General features: G+C 66.5%; 20 protein-coding genes. 9 read left to right on the plus strand and 11 right to left on the minus strand.

Translation table 11 applies throughout. The features are described from left to right. Positions 1-439 precede the first annotated feature (439 nt). Positions 440-1327 (minus strand): PhzF family phenazine biosynthesis protein, encoded by an 888-nt coding sequence (locus J7500_RS08525; protein WP_294061284.1) that lies wholly within the window; start codon positions 1325-1327, stop codon positions 440-442. A 98-nt stretch (positions 1328-1425) separates the two neighbouring features. Between J7500_RS08525 and J7500_RS08530 the strand changes: the two genes are divergently transcribed. Next, the gene (locus J7500_RS08530) at positions 1426-2319 is read left to right on the plus strand and encodes a LysR substrate-binding domain-containing protein (protein ID WP_294061285.1); all 894 of its coding nucleotides are present in this window, start codon (positions 1426-1428) and stop codon (positions 2317-2319) included. 150 nt (positions 2320-2469) lie between these two features. Here the strand turns inward: J7500_RS08530 and J7500_RS08535 are convergent, their stop codons facing one another. The 5 genes from J7500_RS08535 to J7500_RS08555 form a co-directional block, all read right to left on the minus strand. After that, entirely contained in the window at positions 2470-3105 is a 636-nt protein-coding gene (locus J7500_RS08535) for a DUF3606 domain-containing protein (protein ID WP_294061286.1), read from the minus strand. Positions 3106-3259: 154 nt separating this feature from the next. Then, positions 3260-5287: an RNA polymerase sigma factor RpoD gene (gene rpoD / locus J7500_RS08540; protein ID WP_294061287.1), complete on the minus strand. Its 2028-nt coding sequence runs from the start codon at positions 5285-5287 to the stop codon at positions 3260-3262. A 41-nt stretch (positions 5288-5328) separates the two neighbouring features. Further along, positions 5329-7200 (minus strand): DNA primase, encoded by a 1872-nt coding sequence (gene dnaG / locus J7500_RS08545; RefSeq protein WP_294061288.1) that lies wholly within the window; start codon positions 7198-7200, stop codon positions 5329-5331. After that, the gene (locus tag J7500_RS08550) at positions 7197-7805 is read right to left on the minus strand and encodes an endonuclease domain-containing protein (protein ID WP_294061289.1); all 609 of its coding nucleotides are present in this window, start codon (positions 7803-7805) and stop codon (positions 7197-7199) included. The genes dnaG and J7500_RS08550 overlap by 4 nt, the downstream gene beginning before the upstream one ends. A 1-nt stretch (position 7806) precedes the next feature. Beyond that, a complete protein-coding gene (locus J7500_RS08555) occupies positions 7807-8259 on the minus strand; it encodes a GatB/YqeY domain-containing protein (RefSeq protein ID WP_294061290.1) in 453 nt (150 codons plus the stop codon). 137 nt (positions 8260-8396) lie between these two features. Between J7500_RS08555 and carA the strand changes: the two genes are divergently transcribed. The 5 genes from carA to J7500_RS08580 all read left to right on the plus strand — a co-directional run bounded on the left by carA (position 8397) and on the right by J7500_RS08580 (position 14582). Then, a complete protein-coding gene (gene carA, locus J7500_RS08560; RefSeq protein WP_294061291.1) occupies positions 8397-9572 on the plus strand; it encodes a glutamine-hydrolyzing carbamoyl-phosphate synthase small subunit in 1176 nt (391 codons plus the stop codon). Then, the gene (locus J7500_RS08565) at positions 9569-9979 is read left to right on the plus strand and encodes a hypothetical protein (protein ID WP_294061292.1); all 411 of its coding nucleotides are present in this window, start codon (positions 9569-9571) and stop codon (positions 9977-9979) included. The genes carA and J7500_RS08565 overlap by 4 nt, the downstream gene beginning before the upstream one ends. Continuing rightward, positions 9979-13308, plus strand: coding sequence for a carbamoyl-phosphate synthase large subunit (gene carB / locus J7500_RS08570; protein WP_294061293.1), 3330 nt, complete (start codon positions 9979-9981; stop codon positions 13306-13308). The genes J7500_RS08565 and carB overlap by 1 nt, the downstream gene beginning before the upstream one ends. A gap of 168 nt (positions 13309-13476) precedes the next feature. Further along, on the plus strand, positions 13477-13953 hold the full coding sequence (gene greA / locus J7500_RS08575; protein ID WP_294061294.1) for a transcription elongation factor GreA: 477 nt from the start codon (positions 13477-13479) through the stop codon (positions 13951-13953). Between the two features lie 5 nt (positions 13954-13958). Further along, positions 13959-14582 carry a rhomboid family intramembrane serine protease gene (locus tag J7500_RS08580; RefSeq protein ID WP_294061295.1) on the plus strand — a complete coding sequence of 208 codons (624 nt, stop codon included), beginning with the start codon at positions 13959-13961 and terminating at the stop codon, positions 14580-14582. 97 nt (positions 14583-14679) lie between these two features. Here J7500_RS08580 and J7500_RS08585 read toward each other — a convergent pair whose 3' ends face one another. From J7500_RS08585 to J7500_RS08605, 5 genes are all read right to left on the minus strand, one after another. Then, a complete protein-coding gene (locus J7500_RS08585) occupies positions 14680-14895 on the minus strand; it encodes a DUF4170 domain-containing protein (protein WP_294061296.1) in 216 nt (71 codons plus the stop codon). Positions 14896-15130: 235 nt separating this feature from the next. Beyond that, positions 15131-15484: a hypothetical protein gene (locus tag J7500_RS08590; protein ID WP_294061297.1), complete on the minus strand. Its 354-nt coding sequence runs from the start codon at positions 15482-15484 to the stop codon at positions 15131-15133. After that, complete coding sequence (locus J7500_RS08595) at positions 15481-15843, minus strand: hypothetical protein (protein ID WP_294061298.1); 363 nt, start codon at positions 15841-15843, stop codon at positions 15481-15483. Before J7500_RS08595 ends, J7500_RS08590 begins: the two co-directional genes overlap by 4 nt. After that, entirely contained in the window at positions 15840-16181 is a 342-nt protein-coding gene (locus tag J7500_RS08600; protein WP_294061299.1) for a phage holin family protein, read from the minus strand. The genes J7500_RS08595 and J7500_RS08600 overlap by 4 nt, the downstream gene beginning before the upstream one ends. A gap of 15 nt (positions 16182-16196) precedes the next feature. Then, a complete protein-coding gene (locus J7500_RS08605; protein ID WP_294061300.1) occupies positions 16197-16757 on the minus strand; it encodes a hypothetical protein in 561 nt (186 codons plus the stop codon). A 144-nt stretch (positions 16758-16901) separates the two neighbouring features. On the opposite strand from J7500_RS08605, the gene eno reads away from it, so the two are divergent. The 3 genes from eno (at position 16902) to pdhA (ending at position 19901) form a co-directional block, all read left to right on the plus strand. Then, entirely contained in the window at positions 16902-18176 is a 1275-nt protein-coding gene (gene eno / locus J7500_RS08610; protein ID WP_294061301.1) for a phosphopyruvate hydratase, read from the plus strand. 208 nt (positions 18177-18384) lie between these two features. Continuing rightward, the gene (locus J7500_RS08615) at positions 18385-18702 is read left to right on the plus strand and encodes a septum formation initiator family protein (RefSeq protein ID WP_294061302.1); all 318 of its coding nucleotides are present in this window, start codon (positions 18385-18387) and stop codon (positions 18700-18702) included. Positions 18703-18851: 149 nt separating this feature from the next. After that, entirely contained in the window at positions 18852-19901 is a 1050-nt protein-coding gene (pdhA, locus tag J7500_RS08620; RefSeq protein WP_294061303.1) for a pyruvate dehydrogenase (acetyl-transferring) E1 component subunit alpha, read from the plus strand. The last annotated feature ends 1 nt before the right edge of the window (position 19902 follow it).

Below are 19902 nucleotides of genomic sequence, written 5' to 3' on the forward strand. Positions count from 1 at the left end.
CGACGAAACCGTTGCCGGCGATAACTGAGCCATGAGTTGTCGGTGCTGCGGGCATGGCGCGCCGATCACAACCATGTACGGCCGCATAGCGGTAGGGCTGACGCCCGCCGATGCTGCCAGGCGGGTTGTGCAGCCCCGCCCGCAAGGGCACGATAATAACCCCAGACTCCAGTTATGACTGGAGGAGTTTTGGGGAGCACGGCAGGATCGATGAAGTCAAAAGGGATGGTCTGGTTGCTGCTCGACCCTCCCGGAACGAGGCGGCCACTGAATTGTCAGCCAAGTCTTCGGTGAGCCAGCAATTTCCCTGGTGACGAACAAACGGCAGGTATCGGAGTGACTGGCGCGCTCGGGAAGACCGACATGAGGGCGCTAGGCGGCCCGGCGAATAGGCAGTTGCGCCCCCTCTGCGGATATCGCGCGTGGAGAGAGTTTGCCCTCACGTGATGCGCAAGTTGCCCTCCAGAACGACGACGCCGGCGCCGCTCAGCGTGATGTTCTCTCCTGCCCGTACTTCCAGCAAGCTGCGCCGCCCCATTTTAGTGCCCTGTTCGATTGTCAGCACCTGTTCGCGTTCCAGCAGGCCGGAGTGACTCAGATATCCCCCCAGCGGGCCAGCCGCGCTGCCGGTCGCCGGGTCTTCGTGCAGACCGACGGAGGGGTTGAAGAACCTGGCATAGGCACGCGCTTCGATTCCTTCGTCCAGCGCATAAATATAGCAGCCACGATCCTCCTCGGCGCCCAATGCCGCCAGCAGCGCCTCGGCGGTTGGAGCCGCCCGGTCGACCGCCGCCGCATCGCGAACGCGCACCAGCAAGTGCCCGGCACCCGTCCACGCCACCCGCGGCATCGGATGGGTCTCGATGTCCTCTGATCGCAAGCCCAACGCGGCTGCAAGCAACGCAAGGTCGGGTTCAAAATCGCTTATCTGCAGTGCCGAATGCGTCATCGTCCCGTGCAGCAGATCATCCCGCTGCTCGATCCGCACCGGAAGCACGACGTTGCGCAGTTCCTGGGTGAATTCGCGGGGTTCCTCCAGATTGCCCAGCTTGCCCTGGTATCCAAGCCACAGCCAAGCGCCCAGCGCATTGTGTCCAGCGCCGCCCACCTCGACGCCGCTCGCCGTAAAGGACCGTAGCCGCCAGTCCGCTGACAGCGTGGGTGACTGGAGGAAGGTCGTCTCGGATTGATTGAACTCACGGGCGATCGCTCGCAGCGTTTCGTCGGACAGGTCCTCACCACCCTCGACCACTGCGAGCGGATTGCCCTGGAGCGCATGTTCGGCGAACACATCGACAAATCCGAACTTCAATTCACGCACGGCCATGCTCCATATTCTGGATGAGATAATATGCATGGACTATGGAGCGCGAATGAAGTCCAATAAACCGATGAGATCTCATCGCATCCTGAGGTAATCTCAACATGCTGCCCGGACCGCTGCCATCGCTCAATGCGCTACGGGCCTTCGATGCCGTGGCGCGCCTGGGCAGTTTCAAGGCTGCGGCGTCGGAACTCGCTGTGACCTCGACCGCGGTCAGCCACCTCGTTCGAAATCTGGAGGAGCAATTGGGCGTCCGGCTGCTGGAGCGTACGCCGCGGCAGGTGCGGCCCACGCCCGAGGGGCGGACGCTCCACGAAGCGACTACCTTGGCCTTTGGCGCGATCCGGTCCGGCGTGGCGGCGGTACGAAAATCGGGAGATCCTCGCGTCCTGACCGTATCAGCGACGTCGGCCTTCCTGTCGGCGTGGCTGGTTCCCCGACTGGCGAGCCTGCACCGCGCGCTGCCCGGCCTCGACGTGCGGCTGCACGCGAGCAATGCCGCCATCGATCTGAACGCGGGCGATGTCGATCTCGCGATCCGCTATGGCCATGGGCCGTATCCCGGACTTGAGGCGACACCGCTGCTGGTGGACGAGTTCGTGGTCGTTGCGCACGCAAATAGTCCGATCGGCACGGTGGCGGATCTGAAGCATGCGGCATTGATCCATGTCGAAGGTCAGACGATGCCTGCGCCGCCAGCCGATTGGACACTATGGCGCTCTCGCTTCGGGCCAGCCGACCTGGATGTGAGCGGCGGACTGCGGTTTACCGATGTCGCCCTTGCGATCCAGGCGACGCTCGCCGGCCATGGCGTCGCGATTGTCAGCCACCTTCTTGTGAGCGATGCACTTCGCGCCGGACTGTTGACACGCCCGATCCGCGAGTCACTGCAAGGTGCGACCTACTTCATGATCTCCACCGCACGAACCGCGCGGAGGCCGGAAGTAGGTGCATTCCGTATGTGGTTGTCGCAGCAGTTGGAAGCCAGCCTTTAGGCGGACGCTCCGCAAACCGCCCCTGGCTGTCGTTCGCTGTCGGCGGACCAAATGGCCGCTTTCGGTACCACGCGACGTGCTGAACGTCCGAAATCAGGGCGCGAAGCGGGCGCTCCCGGCAGCGCCGCCCGACTCAGCCCCGGCTCACCCTCACTTCTCCTTGCGCTTCTCCGCCAGCGCGTTGGCGGCTTTGCGGTCGGGGCCTGCCTCCTGGATGATCGCGCGCGCTTCGTCGGCGGTGAGGCCGTGCTTGCGGGCGAAGTAGCTGACTTCATAGGGTTGGTTCGCGGCGACCCGGCCGCGGTCCGCGGCGCCCTGCTTGGCCTTGTCGTCGCCGCCGCTGGGCCTGGGCTTGGCGGGCGTGTCCGGCTTGGCTGCTGCGGGCTTTGCCGGTGCGGATTTGGCCGGAGCGGCCTTGGGCGCGGCTGAGGTCCTGGGCTTGGTTGTCGCCTTCGGCTTGGCCGCGGGCTTGGGCTTGGCTGCCGGCTTGGGCTTCGCCGCCGTCGCCTTCGGCTTCGCGGAGGCGCCCGCGTCCTGCTTGCCCGAACGGCGGCGCGCGAAGAGCAGGCCGGACACTGCGGCCGCGCCGGCGGCGAGCGCGGCGCCGGCGCCGAGCAGCCTGGTGCGCGCGCTGCGCTGCTGCGCCTCGGCTTCCTCGCGTGCCTTCTGCTCCTCCGCCGCGCGCGCCTCCTCGGCGTGGCGCTGCTTGACCTCCTCGGGGATCGGGTCGGGGTGGATCGGGTAGGGCGAGGTGTTGCCCTCGGGGACCGGCGGCTGGTGAGTCATGCTGCGTTCCTGTCTGGTTTCGCGGGCATAACGTTCTCGGGCCTCCGGGTTTCCCGGGCGTGCGTGCGGCCGCAAGCAAAGGGCCGGGGGATCGCCCCGGCCCTTGGTGTCTCGCACTATGGTTTTGGCGGGGCGTTCCCCGCGGGGAGCGCGCTTACTGGTCGAGGAAGCTGCGCATCTTGCGGCTGCGGCTCGGGTGCTTGAGCTTGCGGAGCGCCTTGGCCTCGATCTGGCGGATGCGTTCGCGGGTGACCGAGAATTGCTGGCCGACTTCCTCGAGCGTGTGGTCGGTGTTCATGCCGATGCCGAAGCGCATGCGCAGCACGCGCTCCTCGCGCGGGGTGAGGCTGGCGAGGACGCGGGTGACCGTTTCCTTGAGGTTCGCCTGGATCGCGGCGTCGACGGGGATGACGGCGTTCTTGTCCTCGATGAAGTCGCCCAGGTGGCTGTCCTCCTCGTCGCCGATCGGCGTTTCGAGGCTGATCGGCTCCTTGGCGATCTTCATCACCTTGCGCACCTTCTCGAGCGGCATGGAGAGGCGCTCGGCCATTTCCTCGGGCGTGGGCTCGCGGCCCTGCTCGTGGAGGAACTGGCGGCTGGTGCGGACCAGCTTGTTGATCGTCTCGATCATGTGCACCGGGATGCGGATCGTGCGTGCCTGGTCGGCGATCGAGCGCGTGATCGCCTGGCGGATCCACCAGGTGGCATAGGTCGAGAACTTGTACCCGCGGCGGTATTCAAATTTATCTACGGCTTTCATCAAGCCGATGTTACCTTCTTGAATTAGATCAAGAAATTGCAGACCGCGGTTGGTGTATTTCTTGGCGATCGAGATCACGAGGCGGAGGTTGGCCTCGACCATCTCCTTCTTCGCGATGCGCGCCTCGCGCTCGCCCTTCTGCACCATGTTGACGATGCGGCGGAACTCGGTGAGCGCCATGCCGGTCTGCTGGGCGATCTCGGCGATCTCGGTGCGGATGCGGTCGACCGCGGCGCCCTCGTTCTCGGCGAAGGCCTTCCACTTCTTGTCGAGGCCCTGGACCGACTGGAGCCACTGCTCGTCGAGCTCATGGTTCACATAGCGATCGAGGAAATCCTTGCGCGAGACCTTGTGGCGCTCGGCGAGGCGCAGCATCTGGCCGCCCAGCGCGGTGAGGCGCCGGTTGAAGGCATAGAGCTGGTCGACGAGATACTCGATCTTCGCCTGGTGGAACTGGACGGACTCGACCTCGGCGGTGAGCTCCTCGCGCAGCTTCTGGTACTTCTTCTCCTCGGCCGCGGGCAGCTCGCCGCCCGACGCCATCGCGTCGAGGCGCTGCTGCTGGACCTTGGCGAACTTCTTGTAGGCCGAAGTGATGTTGGCGAACTTCTCGAGCGCCTGCGGCTTGAGCGTCTCCTCCATCTGGGCGAGGCTGAGGGTGTTGTCTTCCTCTTCGTCGTCCGAGATCCGGGGAGCCCGGCGCTCGGTCATCGAATCCTCGTCCTCGTCCTCGGCGACTTCCTCGGGCTCTTCCTCTTCCTTGAAGGTCGCGCCGGCGGTCTTCTCGCTGATCTCGCCCGAGTCATCGTCCTCGGCGCCCTCGACCTGCTCGGCCGAGGGACCCTTGGAGAGCATCGCGTCGAGATCGAGGATCTCGCGCAGCTGCATCGTGCCTTCGTTGAGCGCGTTCGACCAGCCGATGATCGCGTTGAAGGTGATCGGGGACTCGCAGAGGCCGAGGATCATCGTGTCGCGGCCGGCCTCGATGCGCTTGGCGATCGCGATCTCGCCCTCGCGGCTGAGCAGCTCGACGGCGCCCATCTCGCGCAGGTACATGCGCACCGGATCGTCGGTGCGGTCGACCGTTTCCTTCTTCTTGGTCTCGAACGCAGGGGCCGAGTCGTCGCCCGAATCGGACGCATCGACTTCCTCGACCTCGTCCTCGGGCTCGGCGTCCTCGCCGGCATCTTCCGACTCGACCACGTTGATGCCCATGTCGTTGATCGCGGACATGATGTCCTCGATCTGCTCCGAGGACATCTGGTCCTGCGGGAGCATTTCGTTGAGCTGGTCGACGGTGATGTAGCCGCGCTTCTTGGCCCGCGCGATGAGCTTCTTGATCGAGCCCTCGTTGAGATCGATCAGCGGCGCGTCACCCGCCTCGTTCGTCTCGGTGACGTCCGCCATGTTCGCCTTGGCCATCAAATCCCTCGAAAATCCAATGGCGGCTATTATACGCCGCCCTATTCGTCCAAATCGTCTTCGTCCGCAAGCATCAGATTCGCGAGGCGCTCACCAAGTGCCCGCCGCTGCTGCATCAACGCCTGTTGCCGAGCAAAAGCCGCATCATTGGCATCCGCCCCTATTGTGGCTTCGGCGAGCGCCGCGTCTACCGCGGGTAACGCCACCATCACCGCAATCGCTTCGCCCAGGTCCTCGCGCGCCTTCTCCGCATCGGCCCTGGACCGCGTGAAGGAGAAGGGCAGCGTATCGGCCCGCAGCAGATCGCCTGCCATCTGATCGAAACCAGACCGCGCCAATATGGTAAGCACTTTGCCGCTATCAAGCTGCCGGTCCTCGAGCGCCACGTCGATGACTGCCTCGAACAGCTTGCCGAGCGCGCCCGAGGCGCTGCGGAGCGACCCCAATATCTCCATGTGGCGCGCGATCTCGGCGGGGTGGCGGATCAGCCCGGCGAGCACCGCCCTGGCGAGCACGGGGTCGAGCCCGGCGGCGCCGAGGCTGCGTGCCGTGGAGGAGGGCGGGGGCTCGGGAGGTTGCCAGACGCCGCGGCGATCGCGCTTGCCGCGCGCGGGCGCGGGGCCGCGCTGGCCGCGGGGCTCGAAGGCGCGTGGGCCGCGGCCGAAATGCGCGTCGGTGCGGGCGCGGAACTCTGCGAGATACTCGTGCTTGACGTTGGAATCGGCGATACTCTCGGCGAGCGCGGCCAGGCGGCGCTTGAGCCCGGCGCGCTGCTCGGGGGTGTCGAGCGGCTCGGCGGCAACTTCGCTGGCCCAGAGCCGGTCGACCAGAGGCTGGGGCGTCTTGAGCAGCGCCTCGAACGCCGCCGCACCCTTGCTGCGCACCAGATCGTCGGGATCGAGGCCATCGGGCAGCGTCACGAAGGCGAGGCTGCGGCCCGGCTGGAGCATCGGGAGCGCGCGGTGGGCGGCCCTGAGCGCGGCCTTCTGGCCGGCGGCATCGCCGTCGAAGCAGAGCAGGGGGACCTCGGCCATGCGCCACAGTCGCTCGAGCTGGTGCTCGGTCAGCGCAGTGCCGAGCGGGGCGACTGCCTCGCCGAAGCCGGCCTGGGCGAGCGCGATCACGTCCATATAGCCCTCGACCGCGATGATGCGGTTCGCCTTGCGCGCGGCGGCCTGGGCGCGATCGAGGTTGTAGAGCGTGCGGCCCTTGTCGAAGAGCGGGGTCTCGGGGGAGTTGAGGTACTTGGGCTCGCCGTCGCCGATGATGCGGCCGCCGAACGCGATCGTGCGGCCGCGCGCGTCGCGGATCGGGATCATGAGGCGACCGCGGAAGCGGTCGTACGGGTCCTTGTCGTCGACCGCGATGAGCAGGCCGGCTTCGACGAGCATGGCGTCGCCGTAGCTCTTCAGTGCCTCCTTGAGCTTGCCGCGCGAATCAGGCGCGAAGCCGAGGCCGAAGCTGCGCGCGGTCTCCTCCGAGATGCCGCGCTTCCTGAGCACCGCGCGCGCCTCGGCGCCTTCGATGCCGTTCAGCCGCTCGGTGAACCATTTGGCGGCATCGTCGCACGCCTCGTGCAGTCCCTTGGCGCGTTCGGCCTTCTCGGCGGCGCGGCGGTCCTGCTCGGGCATGTCCATGCCGGCGGCCTGGGCGAGTTCCTTGACCGCATCGATGAAGGGCAGTCCGCGCTGGTCGGTGAGCCAGCGGATCGCATCGCCATGCGCGCCGCAGCCGAAGCAGTGATAGAAGCCCTTGTCGTCGTTGACGTAGAACGACGGGGTCTTCTCGTTGTGGAAGGGGCAGCAGGCGCGGAACTCGCGGCCGGCCTTTTGCAGCTTGGTGGTCTTGGCGATCAGGCCCGAGAGCAGGGTGCGGGCGCGGAGCTCGTCGAGGAAGGCGGGGGTGAGGCTCATTGCTTTTCTTCGCGGGAGTCGCTTGCGGATGCCCGGGGCCCACCCCTCGGTCCCCTCCCACGAGCGGGAGGGGAAGCGATAGGGGCGCCATCTGCGCTCCCCCTCCCGCTTGCGGGAGGGGGCTGGGGGGTGGGCCCCCGCTCTCCTCTGGGCAAGGCGGCCAGAAGGATAGCCTGCAGCACTCCGTCCATGTTGCTCGTCAGATCATTGTTCCAGAAGCGGATCACGCGATAGCCCTCGGCTTCGATGCGGCGGGTGCGTTCGGCATCGGCTTCGGCGGCTTCGACATGTTGGCTGCCGTCGAGTTCGACGATCAGCCGGGCGCTACGGCAGCCGAAATCGCCGAAAAGGCCCGCCACGGGGAGCTGGCGAGTGAACAGCCCGGCGAGCTGGGATTTGCGCAGCTTCGACCAGAGGAGCGCTTCGGCGGCGGTGGAATTGTTGCGCAGTTCGCGGGCTCTCTGTGTCGGACGGCCCAGGCGAAAGCGCGCGGAGCTCGACGGATTTCCCCCCGCCGGGTTTGCTCGTGGAGAGCGGGGGCCCACCCCTCGATCCCCTCCCGCAAGCGGGAGGGGAAGCGCAGAGCTGTCCCCGTCCTTTTTCATCTCAGCCCAGCGCCGCCTTCACCAGGCCGCTCGCCTTGCTCATGTCGAGCGTGGTCGCGTGGCGGGCCTTCAGCTCGGCCATGACGCGGCCCATGTCCTTCATGCCCGAGGCGCCCAGCTCGGCCTTGATCGCCTCGATCGCGGCCTTGGTCTCCTCCTCGCTCATCTGCTGCGGCAGGAAGCGCTCGATCACATCGACTTCGGCGCGCTCGGCGTCGGCGAGCTCCTGGCGACCGCCCTTCTCGTACATCTCGATCGATTCGCGGCGCTGCTTGACCATCTTCTGCAGCACTTCGACCACCAGCGCGTCGTCGTCGGCGGGGGCGCCGCCGGTGCGGGCTTCGATGTCCCGGTTCTTGATCGCGCTCTGGATCAGGCTGATGGCTGCACGGCTCGTCTTGTCGCCGGCCTTCATGGCGGCGATCTGCGCGGCCTTGATATCGTCGCGAATCATCTCATCTCTCATTTGATCGGAAAGCCGGGGAGGATAGCCGCACCCTTTCCGGATTAACAGATTGACGCAACCGGCTGCGGGGTCTAGCGGGCGGGCCTTAGCGACATCGCAGCAACCCCAAGGAGTGCCCGCCCAAAATGGCCGACGCCAAACCCCTGCACGCGTCCAGTCCAGCGCCCGAAGGAGCTACCGGCGTATTGGTGCTTGCATCAGGCGATGTGGTGTGGGGCAGGGGCTTCGGCGCCGAGGGGCAGGCTGTTGGCGAAGTGTGCTTCCACACCGCGATGACCGGCTATCAGGAGATCATGACCGATCCGAGCTTCGCCGGTCAGATCATCAACTTCACTTTTCCTCACATCGGCAATGTCGGCGCCAATGCCGAGGATATCGAGGCCGACGACCCGCACGCGCTGGGCATGATCGTCCGCGAGGACGTGACCGAGCCGAGCAACTTCCGCGCGGTCGAGCGGCTCGACGAGTGGATGCGCAAGCACGAGCGCATCGGGCTTTCGGGCATCGACACGCGCGCGCTCACCCGCCGCATCCGGCTGGGCGGGGCGCCCAACGGCGTGATCGCGCATTCGCAGGACGGCAAGTTCGACATTCCGCTGCTGCTCAAGATGGCGCAGGAATGGCCGGGGCTGGAAGGCATGGACCTGGCGATCACGGTATCGTGCGAGACGCATTTCGGCTGGAAGGACGGGGTGTGGCGGCTCGGTGCGGGCTATGACACCAGCGCGGGCGACAGCGGGCGACCGCATGTCGTGGCGATCGATTACGGCTCGAAGCGCAACATCTTTCGCAACCTCGTCCGCGCAGGCGCCGATGTGACGGTGCTGCCGGCGAACGCGACCTTCGAGCAGGCGATGGCGTTCAATCCGGACGGCTTCTTCCTCTCGAACGGTCCCGGCGATCCCGCCGCGACCGGCGAATATGCCGTGCCGGTGATCCGCGAGATGATCGACAGCGGCAAGCCGGTGTTCGGCATCTGTCTGGGCCACCAGCTGCTCGCGCTCGCGGTCGGCGCGCAGACGAGCAAGATGTTCCAGGGGCACCGCGGCGCCAACCACCCGGTCAAGCGGATCGAGGACGGCGCGGTCGAGATCACCAGCATGAACCACGGCTTCGCGGTGCTGAGCGAGACGCTGCCCGCGAACGCGCGCGAGACGCATGTGTCGCTGTTCGACGGGTCGAACTGCGGGTTCGAGCTGACCGACAAGCCGGTGTTCGCGGTGCAATACCACCCCGAGGCCAGCCCGGGGCCGCAGGACAGCCTGTATCTGTTCGAGCGGTTCGTGGGGATGATGCGGTGAAATCATGGAGCGCAACGGCTGCGGTCGCGCTTCTTTGCGTCTCGTGTGCCAGCCCTGAAGCGTTCGGCCAGCTGAGCGGCGCCAATCGTGCGGAAACCGCGATAGGGAAGCCGAACCTCTATCCTGACCTTGGCGCTGTTCGGTTCAAAGCGGACGACGAGACGTTGAAGGTGCTTGAGCGAATTGCACGCGACGCCGGTTGGGCCGACATACGCAAAGAGGCCAGCGATACGCTCCTCGTTCTTGCTCCGAGACCATATGACGAAGGTCGATTTCGGGCCCTGATTGATGGTCTTGATGCGATCAGCAACGTCGATGCTGCCAATCCCTGCCACTTTACTATGCAACTGCTCGGCCCCGACGGTAAGTCCGTCGACGCGGACGGCAAGCCGGTGAGCCAGAACTAATGCCCAAACGCACCGACATCTCCTCCATCCTCGTCATCGGCGCCGGTCCGATCGTCATCGGCCAGGCGTGCGAGTTCGACTATTCGGGCACGCAGGCGATCAAGGCGCTCAAGGAAGAGGGCTATCGCATCGTCCTGGTCAATTCGAACCCGGCGACGATCATGACCGATCCCGAACTGGCCGATGCGACCTATGTCGAGCCGATCACGCCCGCGATCGTCGCGAAGATCATCGAGAAGGAGCGCCCCGACGTGGTGCTGCCGACGATGGGCGGGCAGACCGCGCTCAACACCGCGCTGGCGCTGGCGCAGGACGGCACGCTCGAGAAGTTCGGCGTGACGATGATCGGCGCCAATGCCGAGGCGATCGACAAGGCAGAGGACCGCCAGAAGTTCAAGGCGGCGATGGACAAGATCGGGCTCGAGAGCGCCCGCTCGGCGATCGCGCACACCGAGGCCGAGGCGCTCGAGGGGCTTGAGAAAGTGGGCCTCCCCGCGATCATCCGCCCCAGCTTTACGCTGGGCGGTACCGGCGGCGGCATCGCCTACAACCGCGAGGAATTCCTCTCGATCGTCCGCAACGGGCTCGACCTGTCGCCGACTAACGAAGTGCTGATCGAGGAATCGCTGCTCGGCTGGAAGGAATATGAGATGGAAGTCGTGCGCGACCGCGCCGACAACGCCATCATCATCTGCTCGATCGAGAATGTCGACGCGATGGGCACGCACACCGGCGACTCGATCACCGTCGCGCCGGCGCTGACGCTGACCGACAAGGAATACCAGATCATGCGCAACGCATCGATCGCGGTGCTCCGGGAAATCGGCGTCGAAACAGGTGGTTCGAACGTGCAGTTCGCGGTCAATCCGAAGGATGGCCGGCTGATCGTGATCGAGATGAACCCGCGCGTGAGCCGCTCGTCGGCGCTCGCGTCCAAGGCGACCGGTTTCCCGATCGCCAAGGTCGCGGCCAAGCTGGCGGTGGGCTACACGCTCGACGAGATCACCAACGACATCACCGGCGCCACGCCCGCGTCGTTCGAGCCGACGATCGACTATATCGTCACCAAGATCCCCCGCTTCGCCTTCGAGAAGTTCAAGGGCGCCGAGGCGACTTTGGGCACCGCGATGAAGTCGGTGGGCGAAGTGATGGCGATCGGCCGCTCGATCCACGAGAGCCTGCAGAAGGCGCTGCGGGGCCTTGAGACCGGGCTTTCGGGGTTCAACCAGGTCGACCGGCTGGTCGGCGCGCCGCGCGCCGATATCGAGGCGGCGCTTGCCATCCGCTCGCCCGAACGGCTGCTGATCGCGGCGCAGGCACTGCGCGAGGGCTTCACCGTCGCCGAGGTCTGCGCGATCGCGCAATACGACCCCTGGTTCATCGAGCGCATCGCCGAGATCATCGAGGCCGAGGAGCGGGTGTGCCGCCAGGGCCTGCCGCAGGACGCCGCGGGTATGCGCAAGCTCAAGGCGATGGGCTTCAGCGACAAGCGTTTGGCGTATTTGGCGCTCAAGTCGGCCAATCTCCACAAGGAGATGGAGCGGCCGATCGCGCGCGGATCGGGGCTGGTCCACGACGTGGTCCATGCGATGACCGGCGGGGTGACCGAAGCCGAGGTGCGCAAGCATCGCCACAAGCTGGGCGTGCGGCCGGTGTTCAAGCGGATCGACACCTGCGCGGCCGAGTTCGAGGCCAAGACGCCGTACATGTACTCGACCTATGAGGCGCCGAGCTTCGGCGAGCCCGAGGACGAGAGCCAGCCGAGCGGGCGCAGGAAGATCGTGATCCTGGGCGGCGGGCCGAACCGCATCGGACAGGGGATCGAGTTCGACTATTGCTGCTGCCACGCCTGCTTCTCGCTGGCGGACGCGGGCTATGAGACGATCATGGTCAACTGCAATCCCGAAACGGTGAGCACCGACTATGACACGAGCGACCGGCTCTATTTCGAGCCGCTGACCGCCGAGGACGTGCTCGAGATCCTGCATGTCGAGCAGCAGAAGGGCGAGCTCGTCGGCGTGATCGTCCAGTTCGGCGGGCAGACGCCGCTCAACCTCGCCAAGGCGCTGGAGGAGGCGGGGATCCCGATCCTCGGCACTTCGCCCGACGCGATCGACCTGGCTGAGGACCGCGAGCGCTTCGCCAACCTCGTCGCCAAGCTGGGGCTCAAGCAGCCCGCCAACGGCCTCGCGCGCAGCCGCGACGAGGCAGTCGCAGTGGCCGAGCGGATCGGATATCCGGTGCTGATGCGGCCGAGCTATGTGCTCGGCGGCCGGGCGATGGAGATCGTCGACACCGTCCAGCAGCTCGACGACTATATCCAGACCGCGGTGCAGGTCTCGGGCGACTCGCCGGTGCTGATCGACCAGTATCTGCGCGACGCGATCGAAGTGGATGTCGATGCGATCGCCGATGGCGACGATGTGGTCGTCGCGGGCGTGCTCCAGCATATCGAGGAGGCGGGGGTCCATTCGGGCGACAGCGCCTGCTCGATCCCGCCCTATAGCCTGCCGGCCGAGATCGTCGCCGAGATCGAGCGCCAGACCCAGGCGCTGGCGCGCGCGCTCAAGGTCAAGGGGCTGATGAACATCCAGTTCGCGGTCAAGGACGGCGTGGTCTACCTCATCGAGGTCAATCCGCGCGCTTCGCGGACTGTGCCCTTCGTCGCCAAGGCGATCGGCGCCCCCATCGCCAAGATCGCGAGCCGCGTGATGGCGGGCGAGAAGCTGAAGGACCTGCCCAGGATCGATCGCGACATCGACTATATCGCAGTCAAGGAAGCCGTCTTCCCGTTCAATCGCTTCCCCGGCGTCGATCCGGTGCTCTCACCCGAGATGAAGAGCACTGGCGAAGTGATGGGTATCGATAGCGATTTCGCCACTTCCTTTGCCAAGGCTCAGATGGGCGCGGGCGTGACGCTGCCGAGCGGCGGCACGCTGTTCGTGAGCGTCAAGGACACCGACAAGCCGGTGATCATGCCGGGCGTGAAGCTGATGGCGGAGATGGGCTTCACCATCGTCGCGACCGGGGGCACCGCGGACTATCTGACCGAGCAGGGGCTGACGGTGGAGCGCGTCAACAAGGTGGCGCAGGGGCGGCCGCACATCGTCGACCGCATCGTCGACGGCGAGATCGCGATCATCTTCAACACCACCGAAGGCTGGCAGTCGCTCAAGGACTCGTCGGACATCCGCCGATCGGCGCTGGGGCTCAAGATCCCCTATTTCACGACCGCGCAGGCGAGCGTCGCCGCGGCGCGGGCGATCGAGGCGCTGGGCAAGAGTACGCTCGACGTGAAGCCGCTCCAGGCTTTCTACGCCGAGCGCTGAGGCAAGGGGGAGGGCGCCGACGTGCCCTCCCGACGCCGCTTGAAGTTTGCCCGGCGGAACCTTACAATTCGCATTCGCACAATTGATCTCCCCAATCGGTATTGATGTGCGGGCGTCTCCTTCGGAGGCGGCTGATCTTGGGGGCGTTTTACGAAGGACGGCTGAGTTATGGCGACGGTCGAAAAGATGCCGATGCTGCAGGAAGGCTATGAGAAGCTCAACGAGGAGCTGAAACGCCTGAAAGCCGAGCGTCCGCAGATCGTGGATGCGATCGAGGAAGCGCGCGCGCATGGCGATCTTTCGGAAAACGCCGAATATCATGCCGCCAAGGAGCGCCAGGGCCAGATCGAGGCGTCGATCGCCGACATCGAGGACAAGCTCAGCCGCGCCCAGATCATCGATCCGCGCGAGCTTTCGGGCGACAAGATCGTGTTCGGCGCGACGGTGACGCTGCTCGATGAGGACGACAAGCCGATCCGCTACCAGATCGTGGGGCAAACCGAGGCGGATGCCAGCAAGGGCCGCATCTCGTACAACTCGCCGCTCGGCCGTGCGCTGATCGGCCGCAAGGTCGACGACGAGGTCGAGGTCTCGGTCCCCGCCGGCGACCGTTATTACCTGGTCTCGCAGATCGAATTCATCTGACGGCGATGCGCCGCGTTACGGCGACGGGCGTGATCGTGCTGGTGACGGCGGCGGTGAGCCTTGCCGTCACCTTCTATTTCGGCCTGTATCAGGCGAGCATGCGCGGCGGCTTCATCCCCGCGCGGGCGAGCGGGCTTCCCACCGATTTCGCGGCGGTGCCGACGTGGCTCACGCCGCTGAGCTGCACCTTGCTCCACGCGGGCGTGCTCCACCTGGCGATGAACATGGTGATGCTGGGCTTCACTGGCCGGCAGGCCGAGCGCGCCGTAGGGCCGCTGGGCATCGTGATCCTCTACGTGGTCGGCGCCTATGCCGCGGCCTTCGCGCAGTGGCTGCCCGATCCGCAATCGGTGACGCCGATGGTGGGGGCGAGCGGCGCGGCGTCAGCGGTGGTCGGCGCCTATTCGCTGCTCTTCGGCCGCTCGCGTGCCAAGGCGATCGGGCCGATCCCTGCGCAGGTGGTGCACGTGCTGTGGCTCGCTGCCGCGTGGATCGTGATCAACCTGCTGGTTGCGTTCGCCTTCCTGGGCGCGGGGCTCGCGGTGGCGGCCTGGGCGCATATCGGCGGCTTCATCGCCGGGCTGCTGCTCGCCAGGCCGCTCCTGCGCTGGCACTGGCGGAAGGCCTGACGACAACTCGCCATCCGCGCGAAGGCGGGGACCGGAGCCACGGAGGACGTCGCTCGTGATTCCTGGGCCCCCGCCTTCGCGGGGGTGACAGTCAAGTTCAGCCCAGCTCGGGCTCGAGCAGGCGGTGCAGGTGGACCACCACGTACTTCATCTCGGCGTCGTCCACGGTGCGCTGCGCCGCGGCGCGCCACGCCTTTTCGGCGCTGGCGAAGTCGGGGAAGATGCCGACCACGTCGAGTTGCGACGGGTCCTGGAAGTCGAGCGTCTGCGGATCGGTCACGCGGCCGCCGAAGACGAGGTGCAATTTGCTCATGTCTACTCCTGGGAAGAGCGTTGGGCTGCCCTTAACGTCAGGCCCGCTGTGGGCTCAACCCCGAAGTACGCCGGAGGGGGCGAGTGCGTCGTTCCGGCGCTGACTACCGTCATCCCCGCGAAGGCGGGGACCCAGAGTCACCCACGACATCGCCTGTGATTCCTGGGCCCCCGCCTCCGCGGGGGTGACGGTGCTGTTTGCGGGACGGAGGACGGAAGCGCGCCCGCTCCCCGCCTCAGCTCTTCGCCGCTTCCTTGGCTGCGTTGAGGACGTTGCCGAACAGCGCGGAGACGCGTTCCTTGGTGGCGTCCTTGCCGGGAAGCAGCGTGTCGATCTCCTGCTTGCCCGCTTCCTTGGCGGCCTGCGCCACCGCGGTGGCCCGGTCGGCGAGCTGGCGGCCGAGGGGATCGAGCAGCTCGCGCTCCTTCGCCACGCGCGGCACCAGCATGCCGATCAGCACGCCGAGCGCGACGCCACCGGCGACCAGCGCCACCGGGTTCTCGCCCAGCTCCTCGACCGTCCGGCGCGCGCTGCTGCGATTCGAGGCTCCGTTCTGGTTGGCGGCGCCGCCACCCTTGCCGTTGCTCATCCTTGCTTTCCTTTCTTCGCGTGCCTGGCGCGTTTCGTTTCGTTGTTGTTCAAACCCGTGGTGCGAGCGCCGGTTGCATCGCCGCGCCGGCGGCCCCGCACGATGTCGAAGATCCAGCCGCGCGCCATGACCAGGCCGACCGCGCCGGCAAAAGCCGCCACGGCATAGGGCCGCGTGCGCACTGCCTCAGCACCCTTGCGCGCCGCCGAGGCGACGCCCTGAGTCGCGGTCTCGATCGCATTGTGCGTGAGCGTCGAGGGCTTGAGCCGCTGCTGGACTTCGCCCAGCGTCCCGAAGAGCTGCGCACGGGCGGCAGCGACATCGGCCTGGGCGGCGAGCAGGCGAGGGGAGGAGGTCATTGGCCGGATCCCGTCATTCGCTGGAAATGCCGCCACGCGAGCCAGCCGAGCAGCGCCGCGACCAGCAGGGTCGCCAGCACGACGACCAGAGTCGCCCAGCCCGGCCCGATCAGCGCGGCCAGCGTCAGCACCAGCCCCACGACCAGCGCGATCGCGCCCGCGAGGGCGAGCAGCAGCGCCACGCCCGCGAGGATGAGCCCCGCCTTGGCCTGCGCCAGCTTGTCGGCTGCGACGGCGCGATAATAGCCGAGCTCGGCGCGCGCGAAGCCCTTGCCGTCCTCGACCAGCCGGCCGAACAGCTCGCCGATGCTCTCTTCCTGCGCGCCCGGCTCTTCCACCCCCCGGCGTCCCGATCAGGCTTTGGACGCGTCGGCGCCGTCGCCGGAGGCGTCGATGCCGGACTTGATCAGCCGCGCCAGCACGAAGCCGATCGCCGCCGCGGTGCCCACTGCGATCGCCGGGCTTTTGCGCACGAAGTCGGAGGCCTGGTCGATCAGCTCGTCGACGTCCTTGCCGCGCAGATTTTCGGCGAAGCCCGCGATGCCGTCGGCGGCCGAGCGGGCATAGCGCCCATATTGCTCGCCCAGCTTGGCGTCGACGTCGTCGGCGGCGCCGCGCATCATGTTGGCGACTTCGTCGAGCGCGCCGGTCGCGCGTTCCACACCTTCGCCGGCATAGGCGCGCGCGCGTTCGGCAGCCTGGCTGCCGAGCCTGCCCGCCTCGTCCTTGAGCGTCTGCTTGGTGCCGCGCCTGGACTGCGCCAGCTCGTCGTCCGGCTCGAATTCGATGTCAGCGGTGCCGACGCCGCCGGCATCCGCCTCCAGCTTGGCATCGGCGTCGAACGTCACCTGTTCGCCGGATGCATTGGTCCCCTTGGTCGTACCCGCCTGGGTGGTCTTGCTCTCGTCAGCCATGCCGAAGCCCTTTCCGTTGCTCAGATCAGAACCACAGCCATGATCCCGGGTTCCATCCTCGCCGTTGCCCGAGGCCGCGCGACTGGCTAGAGGCTCGCGCGCGCCCCGGAGCAATCCGAACCCCTTAGTTAGGGAGACCATTACGTGACCGCAATCATCGACATCCATGCCCGCCAGATCCTCGACAGCCGCGGCAACCCCACGGTCGAGGTCGATGTGATGCTCGAGGACGGCAGCTTCGGCCGCGCCGCAGTGCCCTCGGGCGCGTCGACGGGTGCCCATGAAGCGGTCGAAAAGCGCGACGGAGACAAGTCGCGCTGGGGCGGCAAGGGCGTCGAAGACGCCGTCGAGGCCGTCAACGGCGAGATCTTCGAGGAAGTCGTCGGCATGGAGGCCGAGGACCAGGCCGACCTCGACCATGCGATGGTCGAGCTCGACGGCACCCCCAACAAGGGCCGGCTGGGCGCCAACGCGATCCTGGGCGTGAGCCTGGCCGCGGCCAAGGCGGCCGCCGACGCGCGCGGGCTGCCGCTCTATCGCTATGTCGGCGGCGTCAACGCGCATGTGCTGCCGGTGCCGATGATGAACATCATCAACGGCGGCGAACATGCCGACAATCCGATCGACTTCCAGGAATTCATGATCGTGCCCGTCGGCGCGGAGAACATCGTCGAGGCGGTGCGCTGCGGATCGGAGATCTTCCACACGCTCAAGAAGAAGCTCCACGAAAAGGGGCTGGCGACCGGCGTGGGCGACGAGGGCGGATTCGCGCCCAACATCGCCAGCACCACCGAGGCGCTGGACTTCATCATGGCGAGCATCGAGGCAGCGGGGTACAAGCCCGGCGACGACGTGATGCTCGCGCTCGATTGCGCCGCGACCGAATATTACAAGGACGGCGCCTATCGGATGGTTGGTGAGAGCAAGACGCTCTCGAGCCAGGGAAATGTCGAGTTCCTCGCCGAGCTGGTGGCGAAATATCCGATCTTCTCGATCGAGGACGGCATGGCCGAGGACGATTGGGAAGGCTGGAAGGCGCTGACCGAGACGCTCGGCGGCAAGGTCCAGCTGGTCGGCGATGACCTGTTCGTGACCAATCCCGTGCGCCTGAAGCGCGGCATCGAGGGCGGCTATGCCAATTCGCTGCTAGTGAAGGTCAACCAGATCGGCACGCTGACCGAGACGCTGGAGGCCGTGAGCCTGGCCCAGCGCGCGTCGTACACCGCGGTGATGTCGCACCGTTCGGGCGAGACCGAGGATGCGACTATCGCCGACCTCGCGGTCGCGACCAATTGCGGGCAGATCAAGACCGGCTCGCTGGCGCGTTCGGACCGGCTCGCCAAGTACAACCAGCTGATCCGCATCGAGGAAGAGCTGGGCGACGCGGCGGTGTACGCCGGGCGGTCGGTGCTGCGATAACCGTTCCCCTCCCCCTTGCGGGAGGGCTAGGGGAGGGGATGGGCTCTGCCATAGGTTGGAACCCTTCCCCCCGACCCTTCCCGGGAGTGAAGGCGCACGGGACTCGCGAATCGATTCGCCGATTTTATCCCGGAAAATCCGCGCTGAAGTAACAATCCGGACACATGCGGGGTTGATTCGCGACTCGGCTTGCGCGAAGAGTCAAGTCATGTCGCGCACTTCGCCAATTCGTACCCTGCTTCGCCGCGCGGGCCTGCCCGCCGCGGTGCTGATCGCCGTGAGCTTCTTCGGCTACAATGCGGTGCTGGGGCCGACGGGAATCCTGGCGGCGCGCGACTTCCAGGCCGAGCTCGCGCAGAAAAACGTCGAGTTCGCCGCGCTCGACAAGAAGCGCGCCACGCTCAAGAACCGCGTCGATCTGCTCGATCCGCGGCGCGGCGCCGACCCCGACATGGTCGAGGAGCTGGTCCGCAAGCAGCTCAACGTCGCACGTCCCGACGAAGTGATCATCCCGCTCAAGAAATAGGCGCAGGCGGGGAGCGCTTTCCCCTACGTCAGTGCACTCGCGCAACAGCTGGGGCCGAACGTCCCCTGCGCTTGCGCGTTGACGTTGCGTCCGGGCCAAGAACCCGCCTATAGGCCCCGCACTACCTTCCCCGGGCATGAGGATTTCCTGTGGCCAAAGCACCGGCACGTAAAGCGTCCCCCGCACCCGCGGCATCGAACCGCGAGCGCCCCAACGAACCGCAGCGGTACAAAGCTTCCAAGGAGGAGCTGCTCGAATTCTACAAGCAGATGCTGCTCATCCGCCGCTTCGAGGAGAAGGCCGGGCAGCTCTACGGTCTCGGCTTCATCGGCGGCTTCTGCCACCTCTACATCGGCCAGGAAGCCGTGGCGGTGGGCCTGCAGTCGGCGCTCGACGGCGAGAAGGACTCGGTGATCACGGGCTACCGCGACCACGGCCACATGCTGGCTTACGGCATCGACCCCAAGATCATCATGGCCGAGCTGACCGGCCGCGCGGCAGGCATCAGCCGCGGCAAGGGCGGCTCGATGCACATGTTCTCGACCGAGAAGAAGTTCTACGGCGGCCACGGCATCGTCGGCGCGCAGGTCTCGCTCGGCGCGGGCTTGGCGTTCGCGCACAAGTACAATGAGGACGGCGGCGTCGCCATGTCCTACTTCGGCGACGGCGCGGCCAACCAGGGCCAGGTCTACGAAGCCTTCAACATGGCCGAGCTGTGGAAGCTCCCGATCATCTTCGTGATCGAGAACAACCAGTACGCCATGGGCACCAGCGTCAACCGCGCCTCGTCCGAGGACCAGCTCTACAAGCGCGGCGAAAGCTTCCGCATCCCCGGCATCCAGGTCGACGGCATGGACGTGCTTGCCTGCCGCGGTGCCGCGGAAGAGGCGCTCGAATGGGTGCGCAGCGGCAAGGGCCCGATCATCCTCGAGATGAAGACCTATCGCTATCGCGGCCACTCGATGTCCGACCCTGCCAAGTACCGCTCGCGCGAGGAAGTGCAGTCGGTCCGCGAGAAATCCGACCCGATCGAGGCGGTCAAGCGCGAGCTCGAGACGCTGGGCCTCAAGGAGGACGACCTCAAGCCGATCGAGGCGGAGATCCGCAAGATCGTGAACGAAGCAGCCGATTACGCCGAGCAGACGCCCGAGCCCGATCCGGCCGAACTGTACACCGACGTGCTGGTGGAGACTTACTGAG

This window comes from Sphingomonas sp. (genome assembly GCF_017744835.1).
Lineage (GTDB): Bacteria > Pseudomonadota > Alphaproteobacteria > Sphingomonadales > Sphingomonadaceae > Sphingomonas.